Annotated in this window: 15 protein-coding genes, 1 tRNA gene and 1 rRNA gene; 3 read left to right on the top strand and 14 right to left on the bottom strand. The window is 46.6% G+C overall.

What is annotated here, in order from left to right:
• Window positions 1-132: 132 nt before the first annotated feature.
• The gene (locus ACKTT1_RS11680) at window positions 133-2,532 is read right to left on the bottom strand and encodes a glycosyl hydrolase 2 galactose-binding domain-containing protein (protein WP_412709693.1); all 2,400 of its coding nucleotides are present in this window, start codon (window positions 2,530-2,532) and stop codon (window positions 133-135) included.
• Between the two features lie 185 nt (window positions 2,533-2,717).
• Between ACKTT1_RS11680 and ACKTT1_RS11675 the strand changes: the two genes are divergently transcribed.
• The 3 genes from ACKTT1_RS11675 to ACKTT1_RS11665 all read left to right on the top strand — a co-directional run bounded on the left by ACKTT1_RS11675 (window position 2,718) and on the right by ACKTT1_RS11665 (window position 4,028).
• On the top strand, window positions 2,718-3,383 hold the full coding sequence (locus tag ACKTT1_RS11675; protein WP_412709692.1) for an AzlC family ABC transporter permease: 666 nt from the start codon (window positions 2,718-2,720) through the stop codon (window positions 3,381-3,383).
• Window positions 3,380-3,700: an AzlD domain-containing protein gene (locus ACKTT1_RS11670; protein WP_412709691.1), complete on the top strand. Its 321-nt coding sequence runs from the start codon at window positions 3,380-3,382 to the stop codon at window positions 3,698-3,700. The genes ACKTT1_RS11675 and ACKTT1_RS11670 overlap by 4 nt, the downstream gene beginning before the upstream one ends.
• Window positions 3,701-3,824: 124 nt before the next feature.
• A complete protein-coding gene (locus ACKTT1_RS11665) occupies window positions 3,825-4,028 on the top strand; it encodes a cold-shock protein (protein ID WP_369018173.1) in 204 nt (67 codons plus the stop codon).
• Between the two features lie 125 nt (window positions 4,029-4,153).
• Here ACKTT1_RS11665 and ACKTT1_RS11660 read toward each other — a convergent pair whose 3' ends face one another.
• From ACKTT1_RS11660 to dnaX, 13 genes are all read right to left on the bottom strand, one after another.
• Window positions 4,154-4,969: an SDR family oxidoreductase gene (locus ACKTT1_RS11660; protein WP_412709690.1), complete on the bottom strand. Its 816-nt coding sequence runs from the start codon at window positions 4,967-4,969 to the stop codon at window positions 4,154-4,156.
• Between the two features lie 39 nt (window positions 4,970-5,008).
• The gene (glpK, locus tag ACKTT1_RS11655; RefSeq protein ID WP_412709689.1) at window positions 5,009-6,505 is read right to left on the bottom strand and encodes a glycerol kinase GlpK; all 1,497 of its coding nucleotides are present in this window, start codon (window positions 6,503-6,505) and stop codon (window positions 5,009-5,011) included.
• A 65-nt stretch (window positions 6,506-6,570) separates the two neighbouring features.
• On the bottom strand, window positions 6,571-6,960 hold the full coding sequence (gene mscL, locus ACKTT1_RS11650) for a large conductance mechanosensitive channel protein MscL (protein WP_412709688.1): 390 nt from the start codon (window positions 6,958-6,960) through the stop codon (window positions 6,571-6,573).
• 358 nt (window positions 6,961-7,318) lie between these two features.
• Window positions 7,319-7,981 (bottom strand): deoxyribose-phosphate aldolase, encoded by a 663-nt coding sequence (gene deoC, locus ACKTT1_RS11645; protein ID WP_412709687.1) that lies wholly within the window; start codon window positions 7,979-7,981, stop codon window positions 7,319-7,321.
• Window positions 7,982-8,388: 407 nt separating this feature from the next.
• A tRNA-Ala gene (locus tag ACKTT1_RS11640) sits at window positions 8,389-8,464 on the bottom strand.
• A 51-nt stretch (window positions 8,465-8,515) separates the two neighbouring features.
• Window positions 8,516-10,095, bottom strand: a 16S ribosomal RNA gene (locus ACKTT1_RS11635).
• A gap of 299 nt (window positions 10,096-10,394) precedes the next feature.
• A complete protein-coding gene (locus ACKTT1_RS11630) occupies window positions 10,395-11,315 on the bottom strand; it encodes a thiamine pyrophosphate-dependent enzyme (RefSeq protein WP_369018194.1) in 921 nt (306 codons plus the stop codon).
• Window positions 11,316-11,328: 13 nt separating this feature from the next.
• Window positions 11,329-12,510 carry a pyruvate synthase subunit PorA gene (gene porA, locus ACKTT1_RS11625; protein ID WP_369018195.1) on the bottom strand — a complete coding sequence of 394 codons (1,182 nt, stop codon included), beginning with the start codon at window positions 12,508-12,510 and terminating at the stop codon, window positions 11,329-11,331.
• A 24-nt stretch (window positions 12,511-12,534) separates the two neighbouring features.
• Entirely contained in the window at window positions 12,535-12,822 is a 288-nt protein-coding gene (locus ACKTT1_RS11620; protein WP_369018196.1) for a 4Fe-4S binding protein, read from the bottom strand.
• Window positions 12,819-13,391, bottom strand: coding sequence for a 2-oxoacid:acceptor oxidoreductase family protein (locus ACKTT1_RS11615; RefSeq protein WP_369018197.1), 573 nt, complete (start codon window positions 13,389-13,391; stop codon window positions 12,819-12,821). Before ACKTT1_RS11615 ends, ACKTT1_RS11620 begins: the two co-directional genes overlap by 4 nt.
• Window positions 13,392-13,408: 17 nt before the next feature.
• Entirely contained in the window at window positions 13,409-14,014 is a 606-nt protein-coding gene (recR, locus tag ACKTT1_RS11610) for a recombination mediator RecR (protein ID WP_369019441.1), read from the bottom strand.
• 21 nt (window positions 14,015-14,035) lie between these two features.
• Window positions 14,036-14,347 carry a YbaB/EbfC family nucleoid-associated protein gene (locus ACKTT1_RS11605; protein ID WP_369018198.1) on the bottom strand — a complete coding sequence of 104 codons (312 nt, stop codon included), beginning with the start codon at window positions 14,345-14,347 and terminating at the stop codon, window positions 14,036-14,038.
• Window positions 14,322-16,001 carry a DNA polymerase III subunit gamma/tau gene (gene dnaX, locus ACKTT1_RS11600; RefSeq protein WP_412709686.1) on the bottom strand — a complete coding sequence of 560 codons (1,680 nt, stop codon included), beginning with the start codon at window positions 15,999-16,001 and terminating at the stop codon, window positions 14,322-14,324. Before dnaX ends, ACKTT1_RS11605 begins: the two co-directional genes overlap by 26 nt.
• Between the last annotated feature and the right edge of the window lie 4 nt (window positions 16,002-16,005).

Below are 16,005 nucleotides of genomic sequence, written 5' to 3'. Positions count from 1 at the left end.
GAAGTGGCACGGGTAAACAGTTTTGACTCTTACATTTAACCATAAAATACGCATTCTTGCAAGTTATCCACAAATTATCAACAACTGTGGATAAAATATTCGAAAGCCTCTAATAACTATCCAGCAAGTAATTCAACCATTTAAATAATCGTACATCGATTTGATAGTGTGAATTTTACTCTTCACAGGGATTACTTTACTTTCTCCAGGTTCTAAGAAAATGAAATTGTCGCTAAGCAATTCGTCGTCTTCAGTAATTATTTCCACTCCAAGAGCTGGATTCTTCCCGGAGGTGAGTTGTAAAATGCCATTTTGATGTACGAAACTTATTCCCGGGTCTTCCAGCTTCATGTCCCGATATGGGGCGAAGGTTTTGTAGTTTGAGTAAATATTGTCTTTCACGTTTACTCGAAGAAAGGCAATCCATTTTTGGGGTTCACTGACCTCGAATTCATCCACTGGCAAAACCCCGTCTCTGGGTAAGGTTATGTGATACTCCCTGTGTATTACCTGAGCTCCGGAAGTTGTAAATACCGAAAATTCCACGGTTGCGGGTAAGAGTTCTTGATAATCGCTGATCACAAAAATTTCGGCTCTTCGGGAAGCCTTGTGATATTTAATGAGTGGTAAAATCTCTGCAAAGAAGCGCTTTGTATAGTAGTACAAGGCTTTGGGTCTACCGAAGTAATCTATTGCTGACCAACTTATTACCGGCCAACTATCGTTGAACTGCCAAAAGAGTGTTCCCGAGGTCAAGTATTTTCTCGAACGCCAGTGTTCGACACCAGATTTTATAGCTTCAGCCTGGTTTATTTGTGATAAGTAAAGTATGGTGTCGAAGTCTTTAATGAGACCGAATTGTGAAACGATGAAACGCACTATCCTTTCCATACCTTCTTCTTGTTTCTGGTGAGCCATGATGACTGGGTGAAAAATATCTTGCTCCTTTCTGGTGGCAAAGAAATCTACTGTTTTTCGGTGTGGAAAAGCTTGAAAGCCGAACTCACTGATAAAACGCCCATCGTTTTGTGTATAGTATTCATAGTTTTGCCATTTGCTCCAAACTTCCCAGGCGTGATGGTCCCCACTATGAGTGCTATTAGCTCGGTCTTCTCCATAAGGGCTTCCTGGCCAGTAGGGTCGGGTGGGATCTTCCTGGGAACAAATGGCTGGAAAATCAAAGAGATATAACCGATTACCGAGGTTTATTCCGTCTACCTTGCGGTTCATAGTTCCCCATTCCTCAAATCCCCAGTTGTTCTCGTTGTTGCCACACCAGATTACTATTGCAGGATGCCAGCGTAGGCGACGCACTACACTTTTTATTTCCTGATTGCAGAGTTCTCGGAACCAGGGGAGATGATCTGGATACTCGAGGCAGGCAAACATGAAGTCTTGCCAAACCATGATGCCCAGCTCATCGCAAGTAGAATAGAAAACCTCGTGTTCGTAAATTCCTCCTCCCCAAACCCGAAGCATGTTGATGTTAGCTTGATAGGCCATCCTGAGTAGTTTACGGTAATCTTCTTCACGGAGGGAGGGGAGGATATGTTCGGCGGGAATCCAGTTAGCTCCTTTAGCAAATACCCGTTTTCCGTTTATTTCGAAGATAAAACTTTCACCCTGGGAGTCTTTTTCTCTTACCAGCTTTACCGTGCGAAGGCCTATTTTCTTTTCTTCCCGATAAATTTCCTGCCCCTCTTTTTTTAAAATAAAAGCAAAGTGGTAAAGGTGAGGCTTGCCCAGTCCTCGGGGGTACCAGAGATGTACCTCTTTTTCGGTTATGATTCCCGAGAATTGCGTTTCTTGGTTTTTTGTAAAGGGTTTAAACTCTCCTTTCTTTTCGCCGTTTACGAGCACTTCGACACTAAATGCATTTAAAGCACCTTGAGTGTTACCTTTCAGGAATCCCTGGACTGCAATGAGGGCACCTTGACGGTCATAACTTAAAAGGTAGGCAGTACAGTCGGAAAGGCGAAAGTGGGAATACTTTTCAAGGTATACTGGTTTAAAAATACCCGAGGTAGGGAGCCTGATTCCCCAATCCCAACCGTAGGAGTACTGAGCCTTACGGATGTAACCACGGATGCTTTCTTCCGGGCCTCCCAGCTTCCCATAGTTTTGCTCCAGTATTTTGGGGATTCTCACCGGTGACTTAATGTGGACCCGAATTTTATTTTGTCCCAGTTTGAGAACGTTTTTGATATTAAAGCGATATTCCATGAACATATTCTGGGTAGACCCCAGAAAGACTTCGTTCAGATACACATCAGAAAGTGTGTCTATACCCTCGAAGACCAGCTCTATTTCTTCTTCCGCCTTTATTTTTTCCTGGAAATCAAAGTTTTTTTCGTAAATCCAGTCTTTGTTCTCGAGTTTTCTGAAATATATCTCGTTTGTACCCTGATAGGGGTGGGGAAAAAAGCCCGCCTCAAAAAGAGACTGCTGCACCACTCCGGGCACGTTGCCCTGAAGGAGGTACTCTCCTTCAGAATCGTAAATCTTCCACTCGCCGTTTAAGCTGAATTTCATAAAGGATCACCTTTTCCTATTTTATTGCTCTCAACTATTCTATCGTGAATTGAAACACCCTGGCGTTGTTTTTTAAAAGAGGATTTACGCTACTAAAATTAGAATGAATCTTTGCACCCAGAGAAGATGTGCCGTGTTAAACTGATTAGAGCTGATAGCAGCCGGTCTTTAAAGGGTGGTTGGGAATGAATTCTTTCAGAAGAGGACTGGTAACCAGTTGCTCCATAGCCCTGGGTTACTTTCCTGCTGGAGCAACCTTTGGTGTTTTGGCTGTGGGTTCCGGTTTCAACCCCTTTGAGGCCTTAAGTGCCTCGATGTTCATTTTTGCCGGGGCAAGCCAATTTGCTCTACTTTCAACTCTTTCTTATGGTTTGCTTTGGAGCTTACTCATACCGCTTCTTTTAAATCTGCGTCACGTCGTTTATGGTGTGATAATGACCCGAAGAGTCAGAATCAGGTACCCTCTGGTGACCGCTTTTGGACTCACCGATGAAGTTTTTGTCGTTGCTCAAGAGATGAACAGTGAGCGGTTTTTGTGGGGAGTTCAGTTGGGAGCCTATTTTTCCTGGGTGGCTGGCACCGCGGTCGGGGTTTTCGGTGGTAGATTTTTGTTTCGCGAGGGAATTTTGACCTCATCAATGGTTTTTTCTCTGGCTGGTCTTTTCCTGGTGCTCCTTATTCCTCGAATTAAAGGTTTTGGGGATGGTAATTTCTGGTCTGCGATTGCTGGAGGAATTGTTGCCCTAATATTCCATCTTTTGGGATATACTTCCTGGGGAATAATTGCAGCATCTTTCGTGGGGCCGCTTTTTGCAGTATATGTTGAAAACCGAAGGAGGGAAACTGCTTGACAAAGGAATATCTGGTGATTGGTGTTGTTGCTTTGGGAACCTATCTTTTGCGATTACTGCCAGTTTTGTTTTTAAAAGACAGGGAAATTCCCTTTGTATCGGGAAAGGTTCTCGATTATGTGGTCACAGCTTTGCTTTCTGCTTTACTGGTAATCACTTTTTTGGAGTTGCCTGTAATTTTTGACCGGGTTTTAATTAGCTTGGTAGCTCTTTCTGGGGTGTACCTTTCGTACTACAAGTGGCGAAACATCGGTTTTTCTGTACTGGTGGGTGTGATGGTGCATTTTCTGCTTTCCAATCTGCTCGTTTTCCATTAGCTGATGCGTATAAAATTTTTAAAAGATTGGTTCAAAAAAATATTTGACATTACTTATTTTGCGTGATATAGTGTGTCAACACGTCCTGCAGGCGTAGATAGTTAACATTCAGGAGGTTTGTTTAATGGCACAAGGTACAGTTAAGTGGTTTAACGCCCAGAAAGGCTATGGATTCATCGAATCGAGCGAGGGCGGAGATGTTTTCGTGCACTACTCGGCAGTAGAAGGCGATGGCTTCAAAACTCTCATCGATGGGGAACGGGTCGAGTTCGAGGTTGAGCAGAGAGCTAAGGGTCCCCAGGCGGTTCACGTTAGAAGGCTTGGTTAGAAGTCTGACTGGCTAATCAGTCTTGAACGGCGAATTACCATGCCCCGGAAAATTCCGGGGCATTTTTTGTTTCTTTGCCTTTGTTAGTTTCCCATTACATCCGATCAAACAACCCTACTCGCTTTTCAGGCTCTCATGCCGTAGCGATGGGCTTTATAGGTAGGATAAACAGAGAACTGGGGAATGGTTACCTCTGGGGGAAGGGTGGCAATGTAAAGGATGATTTCTGCAACATATTTAACGTCGATACAACTTGCATATATACCTTCTTTCTTTTCTTTTTCGTCCAACCAGCCTTCGAGGTACGCTGGCAGGTTTTCTGCGTATATGCCCTTGTCGATTACTTCTGTCATGGGTGTTTTTACGTGAGAGGGGTTTATTACCGTTACAGCGATATTTTTCTCTGCTCCCTCAAGCAGTATGTTTTCGCTAAATCCCATCATACCATGTTTTGAAGCTCGATATGGGCTATGTCCTGGACTTGAGACGAGCTTAGCCGAAGTAGAACCGAGATTAATAATTCTCCCCCCTGTAGGTTGTTTTTCCATAATTTTGAAGGCTTCTCTACAACATAGAAAAACACCGGTGAGGTTAACGGATATGGTTTTGTTCCATTCTTCAAGGGTAACCTCGCTTACTGGAGGAGAGAGGGAGTCGCGGCCAGCGCTGTTTACCAGGATATCGAGCTTGCCCCAGGTTTGGACTACTGCTTGAAAGAAATTGATTACTTCCTCTTCCACGGTTACATCGGCACAAATTGATATACATTCTCCTCCGTCTTTAGCTATTTCTTCTGCAACTTTTTTTAGTCGCTCTCCATTGATGTCCACCAGGGCCACTTTACATCCCTGAGCGGCAAATAGTTTGGCTGTGGCTTCACCTATGCCAGAAGCTCCGCCGGTAATCAGGGCTACCTTGCCCTGGAGTTTCTTTTCTCCCATGTTAGCACCCCTGTCCTTTATTATTTAATTAGGGAAGAATTATAGTGCCCACTCTCTGGCTCGCTCAACGGCTTTTTTCCATCTGGCGTAGAGTTCTTCCCGTCGTGCAGGTTCCATTTGCGGTTCAAAAACTCTATCAATTTTCCACTGAGAGGAAATTTCTTCGCGGCTTTTCCAAAAACCCACTCCCAGCCCGGCGAGATAGGCCGCACCCATAGCGGCCATTTCGGTTACCACTGGTCTTACTACTGGCACCCCCAGGATATCAGCCTGGAATTGCATCAAGAAATTGTTTTTGACCGCTCCTCCATCCACCCGAAGGGATTCCAGCTTTTGCCCTGAGTCAGCCACCATTGCTTCCAGCACGTCTCTGGTTTGATAAGCCATGGACTCAAGAGCGGCACGTACTATATGTTCACGAGTGGTGCCCCGGGTGATACCGATAATCAGTCCGCGAGCATACATATCCCAATAAGGTGCTCCTACGCCTGTAAAGGCTGGTACAAAATAAACGTCCCCGGTATCTGGAACTGCTTGGGCCATGGCCTCGCTTTGAGCAGCGTTTTCAATGATTTTCAAGCCGTCTCTCAACCATTGTATGGCAGCTCCCCCGATGAAGACCACTCCTTCAAGTGCATACTCTACTTTTCCCTCGATTCCCCAGGCCAGGTCCGAAAGTAATCCGTTTTGTGAAAGAACAAACTTTTCTCCGATATTCATCATCATATCCAGAGCAGTACCGTATGTATTTTTGGCCATTCCGGGTTTGAAGCAGGCCTGTCCGAAAAGAGCTGCATGCTGGTCTCCTGCCACTCCAGCGATGGGTATTTCTTCTCCCCAGAATACTTGTTTGCTGGTTGTGGCCATAGTTCCACTTGAAGGTTTGGGTTGAGGGAGAATCTCCCGAGGGATTTCTAAGGCGTCGAGCAATTCCTGGTCCCAATCCAAAGTCTGTACGTTGAAGAGCATGGTACGGGAAGCGTTTGAATAATCGGTGACATGAGCAGAACCACCGCTTAACTTCCACATTAGCCAGGAGTCAATGCAACCCATTTGGAGTTCTCCTTGCCTGGCACGTTCCTTTGCTCCCGGGACCTTGTCTAAAATCCACTTTATTTTAGTGGCTGAGAAATAGGCGTCAATGGTTAGGCCCGTCTTTTGGCGAACTTTTTCTTCGAACCCCCGAGCCTTAAGTTCTTCGCAGAGAGGTGCAGTTCTGCGACACTGCCAGACAATCGCATTGTGGATGGGCTTTCCGGTTCCTTTTTCCCAGATTACAGTGGTTTCACGCTGATTGGTTATGCCGATTCCAGCGATTTGTGAGGGCTCAATCTTCGCTTTTTTCATAGCTTCTTCTGCGCAAATCAGGGTGGTTTCCCAGTATTCCATGGGGTCGTGTTCCACCCAACCAGGGTGGGGATAAATCTGCTTTATTTCTCGATAAGCCGATGAAACCACGTTACCCTCGTGGTCGACAAAAATAACCCGGGTACCAGTAGTCCCCTGGTCTATGGCCATAATGTAATCTTTTTGCACTCTCCTTACCTCCCTTTTTGGGTTGTTATTGTTAGAATGTGTAGAACTCACCGGCGTCTTCAAAATTATTTGGCTTTTGAAGTTCTGAGTAGATCTGCTATTTCTCTAAGAAGTTTTATTTCCTCACTTGGTTCTGGTGGAGCAGGCGACGCTTCTTGCTTTGATTTGTTTTCTCTTCTTTTAAGGGTGTTTAATGGGGTTACCACAAAGAAATAAATGGTAGTGGCTATCACAAGAAAGTTGATTGTTGCATTCAAAAAGTTGCCGATACTTATTATTCCTAACTTCCAGGAGGAGAAGTCGGGGATTCTACCTGCCGTTATACTTATAAAAGGCATTAGCACATCTTGAACCAGAGAACTAACCACTTTGTTGAATGCAGTCCCGATGATTACCGCTATAGCTAAGTCCAGGGCATTGCCCCGTAAAACAAATTCTTTAAATCCTTTCAACATATAGATGTTTGCCCCCTTTGCAAGAGTTGTCTGTTAGAACAACCTTAAATGCTATTTTAGTTTACTTTATACAAGGGGCAAGTTTTTCCAACAATCCTGTTGTGTATTGGGTTAAGCAATTCTGGAATCCTTGTGTTCTCAAGCCCTGGCGAGAGCTTCAGTAATAGATGGTTATTCAGCTGTTTAACCAAGAGCAACTGATAACTTTGTTTAGTAAAAACTGTTTCTCTGCAGGATTTGCAGCTACAAGGTTTGACTTTAGGAACAAGGACGGAAAATTTTATTAGATTAGGCGGCACTTAAGGAAAGTTTATCTTCGGAGGTAGGGTACTTTAAAATGTACAACTGTGTCTTTTTTCTACTGATTGCTGACTATTTTGACTGAGGCACTGGTTCCCAAACGAGTGGCTCCTGAGAGAATCATTAGCTTAGCGTCTTCAAAGGTGCGAATACCACCAGCAGCCTTAATTCCCATTTCTGGCCCAACCGTTCGACGGATTAAGCTTACATCGTAAGTAGTTGCTCCTCCTTTGGAAAAGCCAGTAGAAGTTTTGACAAAATCGTATCCCACTTCTTTGATAATTTTTGAAACCAGCACTTTTTCTTCATCGGTTAGAAGGCAAGCTTCGATTATCGCTTTTAGAACTGTAGTCTGGCTGCAGGCTTGCTTTACTACTTTTAGGTCTTCCTCAACTGCTTTTAAGTCCCCTGATTTCAAGGCTCCTATGTTAATTACCATGTCAATTTCGTCTGCGCCATTCTCGATGGCACTGCGAGCCTCAAAAGCCTTAACCCGGCTTTCGTTGGCTCCCAGAGGAAAGCCTACTACTGTGCATACTTTTACTTCTGTTCCTCGAAGCTTGTTAACGCAAAAGGGGACCCAATAGGGGTTAACACAAACCGAGTAAAAACCGTACTGAAGCGCTTCATCACATAATTTTTCTATCATCGAGATGGAAGCATCTGGCTTCAAGAGAGTATGATCAATGTATGAAGCAAGGGTTGTCGGCGTAAGCTCCATGTTATCACCCCTGAGTTTTGATTCTTTCCGGTTTTATTATACACAAAAGTGGTGTCCTTTAGGTTTTGCTCCTGCGGTAAAACGCTTTATAGTATTTGGGGGTAATACTAATACTCGCATGCCTCTCGGGGTCCCAACCTGGTATCGCTCCCCAGACTCTCAAAGAGCTGATCAAATCCTTACATTGGTGTTGCTCACCGAGGTTATGAAGTTTCCCCGCGGCTCCCTGCAAGATGGCCCTTCTTCCTAAAAGGGAATCTGGAATAGGAGATGAAAAAGCAGAAAGTAAAGCTCTGGAGCTAAGGATTAATTGATATTCGGACTTGATTAAAAATTCTGGTGGCTTTTAAGGTAAATGCCTGAGAGATTAAATGCTGTTGATACACCCTGTTTAGCCCTCCAAAACCTGGTGGAGATGACGGGACTTGAACCCGTGACCTCCTGCTTGCAAAGCAGGCGCTCTCCCAGCTGAGCTACATCCCCACTTTACACACCAAGAAAATATTCCGCCTACTTCCCCTTTATACTCCTTAGAAAGGAGGTGATCCAGCCGCAGGTTCCCCTACGGCTACCTTGTTACGACTTCACCCCAATCATCAACCCCACCTTAGGCGCCTGCCTCCCCTTGCGGGGTTAGCCCAGCGACTTCAGGTGGAATTGACTTTCGTGGTGTGACGGGCGGTGTGTACAAGGCCCGGGAACGTATTCACCGCGCCGTGGCTGATGCGCGATTACTAGCGATTCCGCGTTCATGCAGGCGAGTTGCAGCCTGCAATCCCAACTGGGGCCGGTTTTTTGGGATTAGCTCCCCCTTGCGGGTTCGCAACCCTTTGTACCGGCCATTGTAGCACGTGTGTAGCCCAGGGCATAAAGGCCATGAGGATTTGACGTCATCCCCACCTTCCTCCGGCTTGTCGCCGGCAGTCCCCTTAGAGTGCCCGGCTTACCCGGTAGCAACTAAGGGCAAGGGTTGCGCTCGTTGCGGGACTTAACCCAACATCTCACGACACGAGCTGACGACAACCATGCAGCACCTGTGCTGGCTCCTCCACCGAAGTGGAGGTCGTTACCCTTTCGGGCTCCTACCACCAGCATGTCAAGCCCTGGTAAGGTTCCTCGCGTTGCATCGAATTAAACCACATGCTCCACCGCTTGTGCGGGCCCCCGTCAATTCCTTTGAGTTTCAACCTTGCGGCCGTACTCCCCAGGCGGGGTACTTAATGCGTTAGCTTCGGCACGGAAGGGGTCGAACCTCCCACACCTAGTACCCATCGTTTACGGCCAGGACTACCCGGGTATCTAATCCGGTTTGCTCCCCTGGCTTTCGCTCCTCAGCGTCAGGGACAGGCCAGAGAGCCGCCTTCGCCACTGGTGTTCCTCCCGATATCTACGCATTTCACCGCTACACCGGGAATTCCACTCTCCTCTCCTGCCCTCAAGCTTCCCAGTTTCCCACGACCCTCCCCAGTTGAGCCGGGGGCTTTCACGTGAGACTTGAGAAGCCGCCTACGAGCTCTTTACGCCCAGTAAATCCGGACAACGCTCGCTCCTTACGTATTACCGCGGCTGCTGGCACGTAATTAGCCGGAACTTTCTCCTGGGGTACCGTCAGCACAGGAAGCTATTCACCTCCTGTGTTTTCTTCCCCCAGAACAGGGGTTTACGACCCGAAGGCCTTCGTCCCCCACGCGGCGTCGCTGGGTCAGGCTTGCGCCCATTGCCCAAGATTCCTCACTGCTGCCTCCCGTAGGAGTCTGGGCCGTGTCTCAGTCCCAGTGTGGCCGGACACCCTCTCAGGCCGGCTACCCGTCGTCGCCTTGGTAGGCCATTACCCCACCAACTAGCTGATGGGCCGCGAGCCCCTCTCCAGGCGCCAGCTTGCAGAGCAGAGGCCAGCTTTCCTCAATACCCCTGCGGGTACTGAGTGTATGGGGTATTAGCCACCCTTTCGAGTGGTTATCCCCCTCCTGAAGGCAGGTTACTCACGTGTTACTCACCCGTTCGCCACTCAGCCTTTCCTCCTTTCATAAGAAAGGAAGAAAGCTGCGTACGACTTGCATGTGTTAGGCGCGCCGCCAGCGTTCGTCCTGAGCCAGGATCAAACCCTCCATGACAAATCTATACCTTCTCCTCGCAAAGGAGGAGAAGAGATTCTCACTGAGAGAGTTTAACCTTGGCTGATTGGTTTCTCATACTCAAGGAAGTAGGCGGAATATTTACTTTTCAAGGTGCGCTTCACTTTTTGCCCCTGAAGGGCAAGAGATAATTTAACACAGGAGTTGGAGGTTGTCAATGGGTTCAGAATTACCTTTGAGGTTATATTGGGATAATCCTGGGATAATCCTGGGATAATCCTTAAAAGATTACCAGAAAATGGCATTCCGCATGGAATGCCATTTTCTGGTAAGATCGCTTACTCCTCACATTTTTTGAGGAGCTTTTCCCATTCCTGGTCAACGTATTTCTGGAATTCGTCAATGAGGTGTCTGTTTTCTGGTGAGAAGAGATGGCGGAATCTACCCTGAGTCTTAAGCCACTCTTCAACGGGTTTCTTTTCTTTGGGTTTATAGGTCAGGCGATATTTGCCATTTTCAATTTCATAAAGAGGCCAGATGCAACAGTCCACGGCAAGCTGCATGTTTTGAATGGTTTCCGAAGGAAGATGTCTCCAGCCTCGGTTGCAGGAAGCAAGGACGTTTATGAATGCTGGTCCGTCGGTGTGGAAGGCTTTTTCAGCTTTGGTGGTTAAGTCTCTCCAGTTGGAAGGAGCAGCTTGGGCTACGTAAGGAATGCCATGTGCTGCTACAATTTCGGTAAGGTTTTTCCTCCATTGAGTTTTGCCAGGAACAGCTTTGCCCACCGGACTGGTAGTGGTCCAGGCTCCAAGGGGGGTAGCGCTTGAGCGCTGAATTCCAGTATTCATGTATGCTTCGTTGTTGTAACAAACGTAAACAAAGCGATGTCCTCTTTCCAGAGCTCCAGACAGCGACTGAAGTCCTATGTCGTAAGTTCCTCCGTCGCCTCCGAAAGCTATGAAGTATATGTCTTCCTGGATTTCTCCTCTTTTCTTTTTAGCTCGGTACATGGCTTCTACTCCAGAAATGGTAGCAGCTGCATTTTCAAAAGCGTTGTGAATCCAGGGAATGGCCCAGGCGGTATAAGGAAAAATGGTTGTGGCTACTTCAAGACACCCGGTAGCGTTAGAAGCTATAACTGGCTTGTCTGCAGCAGCTAGAATAAGTCTTACCGCGATTGGGGCTCCACAACCAGCACAAAGCCTGTGTCCCGGAGTCAGTCTTTCTGGTCTTTTTACCAGCTCTTTAAGGGTTGGCATGGTTGTTACCTCCTTACTCTCTCAAGCCCAGATAATCAATGTGCTTTTCAACTCGACCTTTTTGAGCCACTTCTTCTGCCTTAAGGAAAGCTTGTTCTATGTCGGCAGGGAAGATATCTCTTCCGCCCAGACCATAGATAAAGTTCATGATCAGAGGCTTGCTTTCGGCGTCGTACAGAGCAGAACGAATTTCGGTGAATACCGGACCGCCAAAGGCGCCGAAGGAAACGGAGCGGTCCAGAACGGCAACTGCTTTGAGTGGAGCCAGGGCTTTAATAATTGCTTCCTTGGGGAAGGGACGGAAACAGCGTATTTTGAGAAGTCCAACCTTCTTTCCTTTTTCGCGGAGAGCGTCAACGGTGTCTTTAGCCGTACCGCAGGTTGAACCCAGAGCCACTACGGCTAGTTCAGCATCGTCCAATTTGTATTTTTCGATGAGACCATAGTAGCGCCCGGAGAGTTTCCCAAATTCTTCTCCTACCTTTTCAATGATTTTGGGGGAATTTTCAATAGCTTCGATTTGGGATCTTTTGTGCTCAAAATAGTAGTCGAATAGGTCCAGGGGTCCATAGGTTACAGGGTGTTCTATGTCTAAGAGTGGGTAGCGGGGCTGATAAGGTCCAATAAAGTTTTTGACTTCGTCATCTTCAAGCGTTTCAATTCGTTCCATGGCGTGGCTGATGATAAAACCGTCCTGAGTAACCATAACAGGAAGGCGGACGTTCATGTCTTCAGCTATCTTTACTGCTTGGATCATGTTGTCGTAAGCTTCTTGGGCGTTTTCTGAGAAAAGCTGAATCCATCCGGCGTCTCTCGCCCCCATAGTGTCAGAGTGGTCGCAGTGAATGTTGATGTTGCCCGAGAGGGCTCGATTGGCAACCATCATAATTATGGGCAACCGCATGCTGGCAGCGATATAAACTATTTCCCACATGAGAGCCAGGCCGTTGGCAGAAGTGGCAGTCATTACTCTTCCTCCTGCAGCTGCAGCTCCCACGCAGGCGCTCATCGCACTGTGTTCACTCTCCACAGTAACGAATTCAGTATCTACCAGTCCTTCGCTAACGTATTCTGCGAAACGCTCCACGCAGTCAGTTTGAGGGGTGATAGGATAAGCAGCCACCACATCAGGGTTAATCTGTTTCATTGCATAAGCAACGGCAGCGTTTCCGTTCATACCCATTATTTTTCCCATGTTAATCTACCTCTCTTTCCGGGCTCATCGCTCAGGGATCATAGTTATTGCCTTTACGGGGCAAATGCTGGCGCAGATGCCACAGCCCTTGCAGTGGTCGTAATCGAAACCACTCATTATGCCCTTTTCGGTTTCTACCAGCACTGATCCGTCGGGGCAGTAAGCCCAGCAAAACAGGCAGTTTATGCATTTTTCCTTGTCAACTTCAGGTCTTTCAGTTCGCCAGTCTCCTGTTTTGTATTCCCGGGCATTACCAGCTTCCGTGATTATGCCCCCGGGTGTTAACTCTTTCCATCCTTTTAGCTTGCTCATGCTATTTGCGCCTCCTCGTAAGCTCTTTTTAAGCAAGCGATGTTTTTATCAATAATCTCTTGCCGTAATTTTTCTCCAAACTGATGTTTTACTGCGTCAGCAACTACTTCAAGGGATACGCCATCAAAGACCTTGCACAGCGCTCCAAGCATGGGAGTGTTGACCACCACTCTTCCCAGGATTTCCCGAGATATCCCGGAAGCATCTACGGTGACCACCTTCCCGTTTTTAATAGCCAACTTCTCCCTGAGTTCCTGAGGAGTTCCTTCGAAGTTGGCAATTACAGTGCCTCCGGGTACTAAACCGTCCAGAATGTCACCGGAAGAAAGCAGAGTGGGGTCTACCACTATTACAAACTCCGGGTTGGTTACGCCACAATGGATTCTGATGGGCTGGTCGCTTACCCGGTTGTACGCTCTTACTGGTGCTCCCATTCTTTCTGGTCCGTACTCTGGAAAAGCTTGAAAGTATTTACCTGCTTGTAACAGTGCTTCAGCAAGAACTTTGGAGGCGGTAACCACTCCCTGTCCGCCCCTTCCATGCCAGCGTATTTCCAGTGGTTTTCTCAAGTTGAATCCTCCCTTCTTTAATCTACGTGAAGCTCTTTTCTTCCTTCTAAGGCTTGGGCCAGGGTAAGTTCGTCGGCGAGTTCCAAATCGCCGCCCAGGGGCAATCCTCGTGCAACTATGGAGATTTTGATTGGGAAAGTGCGAAGTTTACGAGCTATAAAAAGAGCAGTTACTTCTCCGTCTACAGAGGGACTGGTGGCGAGAATCACCTCCTTTATGTTGCCTTTCTGAATTCTTTGTAGCAGCTCCTCGATCGAGAGGTCCTGGGGTGTTTTGCCAGATAGCGGAGAAAGAGAACCCTGTAAAACATGGTATAAACCCCGATAACTGGTGCGCTCTAAGGCAATAACGTCCTGTGGTTTTTCCACCACACAAATGGTACTGCGGTCCCGAGAAGCATCCTGGCATATCTTACAGACCTCTCCTTCTGCATAAAAGCCGCAAATTGAGCAATGTTTTATTTTTTCTCCTACCTCTTTTAGGGCCTGATAAAAGAGCTGTATCTCTTCACGAGGTGCTTTTACTAAGTAAAAAGCAATACGCTGGGCACTTTTTGGTCCAATGCCCGGCAACTTGGTAAGACTGGTAAGCAATTTACTTACTGCTTCTGGTAGAACTTGCAAGTCTCTCAATGGTTACCACCCTTAAAAGAAGCCGGGAAACTGTGCACCCCCGGTAATTTTACCCAGTTCTTCTTGAAGCATTTCTCGAGAGCGATTTAGCGCTTCGTTGACAGCCGCCATGACCAGATCTTGAAGCATTTCTACATCCTTTTCTTCAAGGAGCTCGGGATCAATTTCGATTTTTAAAATTTCTTGCTGACCGTTGCAGGTCACTTTGACCATTCCTCCGCCACTGGTAGCTTCCACGACTTTATTTTTTAGTTCTTCCTGTACCTTAGCTATTTTGGCTTGCATCTTTTGGGCTTCCTTAAGAAGATTCCTGAAGTTCTGCATCCTCTAAACCACCTTTCATATGGTCTTTTGAAGAGTAACCAACCAGCAAACCGGAAAACATTTCACAGACCTCACTTAGAGAAAGAGCTCCGTTATTGGAAGGAGGAGTGGGTGTCTTTTCCATTACTCTTGTTTGGGGTGTAGGTCTGGTGGTGGGGGGTTCGTTTAATGGATTTTTTTGTGGTTTGGAAGGATTTTCTAAAGCCGCAGAAGTTACACTTTCATCAATTACACATTTTATAAGGAGGTTTTTTCCGGTTATTTTCTGGCATATTTCCTTCAGAAGGGACAGGTTATCGCTTCTTTCCACACTTTCTTTATGAAATTGATAGCAGGGAGCGAAAGAAAGTACTACATTGTTTTCGTTTTCAAGCTTGCACTCCGCAGCTTGCAGGAAAGCGTAAAGGGATATTTTTTCATTTTTGATGGTTTTGAGGATTTCTTGCCAATGAACCCTGAAAGGATCTTGGGGACGTTCCGAAGCAGGTGGCACTTTTTCGTTCTGTTCGGGTTTACTAACACTTTCCGGAGATGTGAGAGGAACGCTACCTTCGGCGCGTTCTTTCCCTTTGCTTAACTCCTGAGCTATCTGGAGTATACGCAGTTCCAGTACAATTTGCGGATTAAGCGAATGGCGCAGTAGGGCTTCTATTTCCTGGAAATCTTTTAGAATCTTCTGTATCTGTTGGATGGAGAAATCTTGAAGTAGTTCTTTTAGCTTTACCGAACGCTGGGGAGAGACGTGGGCCAGTCTCTTTTCACCAGTCAAAGCGAAAATCAGTAGATTTCGAAAGTAAGCAAGTAAACTATAATATATGTTCTCACTGCTGAATCCCTTGTCTATCCATCCGTTGAAAATCACAATTGCTCTTTTTTCGTCACCTCTTTTTAGGGCTTCCACAAAGTCGTCCATTTCCTGGTCGTCTGGTTCTCTCAAAATTTGCGAAACGGTTTCCCAATTTATTTCCTCGCCCCACACCAGGAGCTGCTCCAGGTATACTTCAGCGTCTCGTAGGGAACCCTTTGCTTTCAGGGCGATCCTATAAAGCAGGTCTTCACCAATGTCGAGATTTTCAGCCTGGGCGATTTTTTTTAACTGTTTAACAATGTCTTCTTCGGAAATAGCGTTGAAATTTATTCTCAGGCATCGCGAAAGAATGGTGTCAGGAAGACGTTGGGGGTCGGTCGTGGCCAGGACAAATATCACGTGTTGTGGAGGTTCTTCGAGTGTCTTCAAGAGGGCATTGAAGGCTTCCTGGGTTAACATATGAACTTCGTCTATGATGTAGACCTTAAAGCGGCACTGAAGTGGGGCGTATTTTATTCTCTCTCGCAGATCTCTTATTTCATTGATTCCACGGTGGCTTGCCGCATCTATTTCTACCACATCCAGTGAACCACCCGAAATGATGGCTGTGCAGTTTTTGCACTTTCCACAAGGTGTTGTGGTTACGCCTTTCTCACAGTTGAGAGCCATGGCTAAAATGCGGGCTGTGGTGGTTTTTCCAACCCCGCGAGGTCCACAGAAAAGATAAGCGTGATGTATAGAGGATTTCTTGATGCTGTTGGTTAGTATTTTTACAGGTATTTCTTGGCCAGCTATTTCCTCAAAGCGCAGTGGCCTCCACTTACGGTATAGTACCAGATAGTCCAAAATT

The sequence above is a fragment of the Atrimonas thermophila genome, assembly GCF_045864955.1.
In the GTDB taxonomy this organism is placed as follows: domain Bacteria; phylum Atribacterota; class Atribacteria; order Atribacterales; family Thermatribacteraceae; genus Thermatribacter; species Thermatribacter velox.
This window is presented reverse-complemented; position numbering and strand designations above follow the sequence as displayed.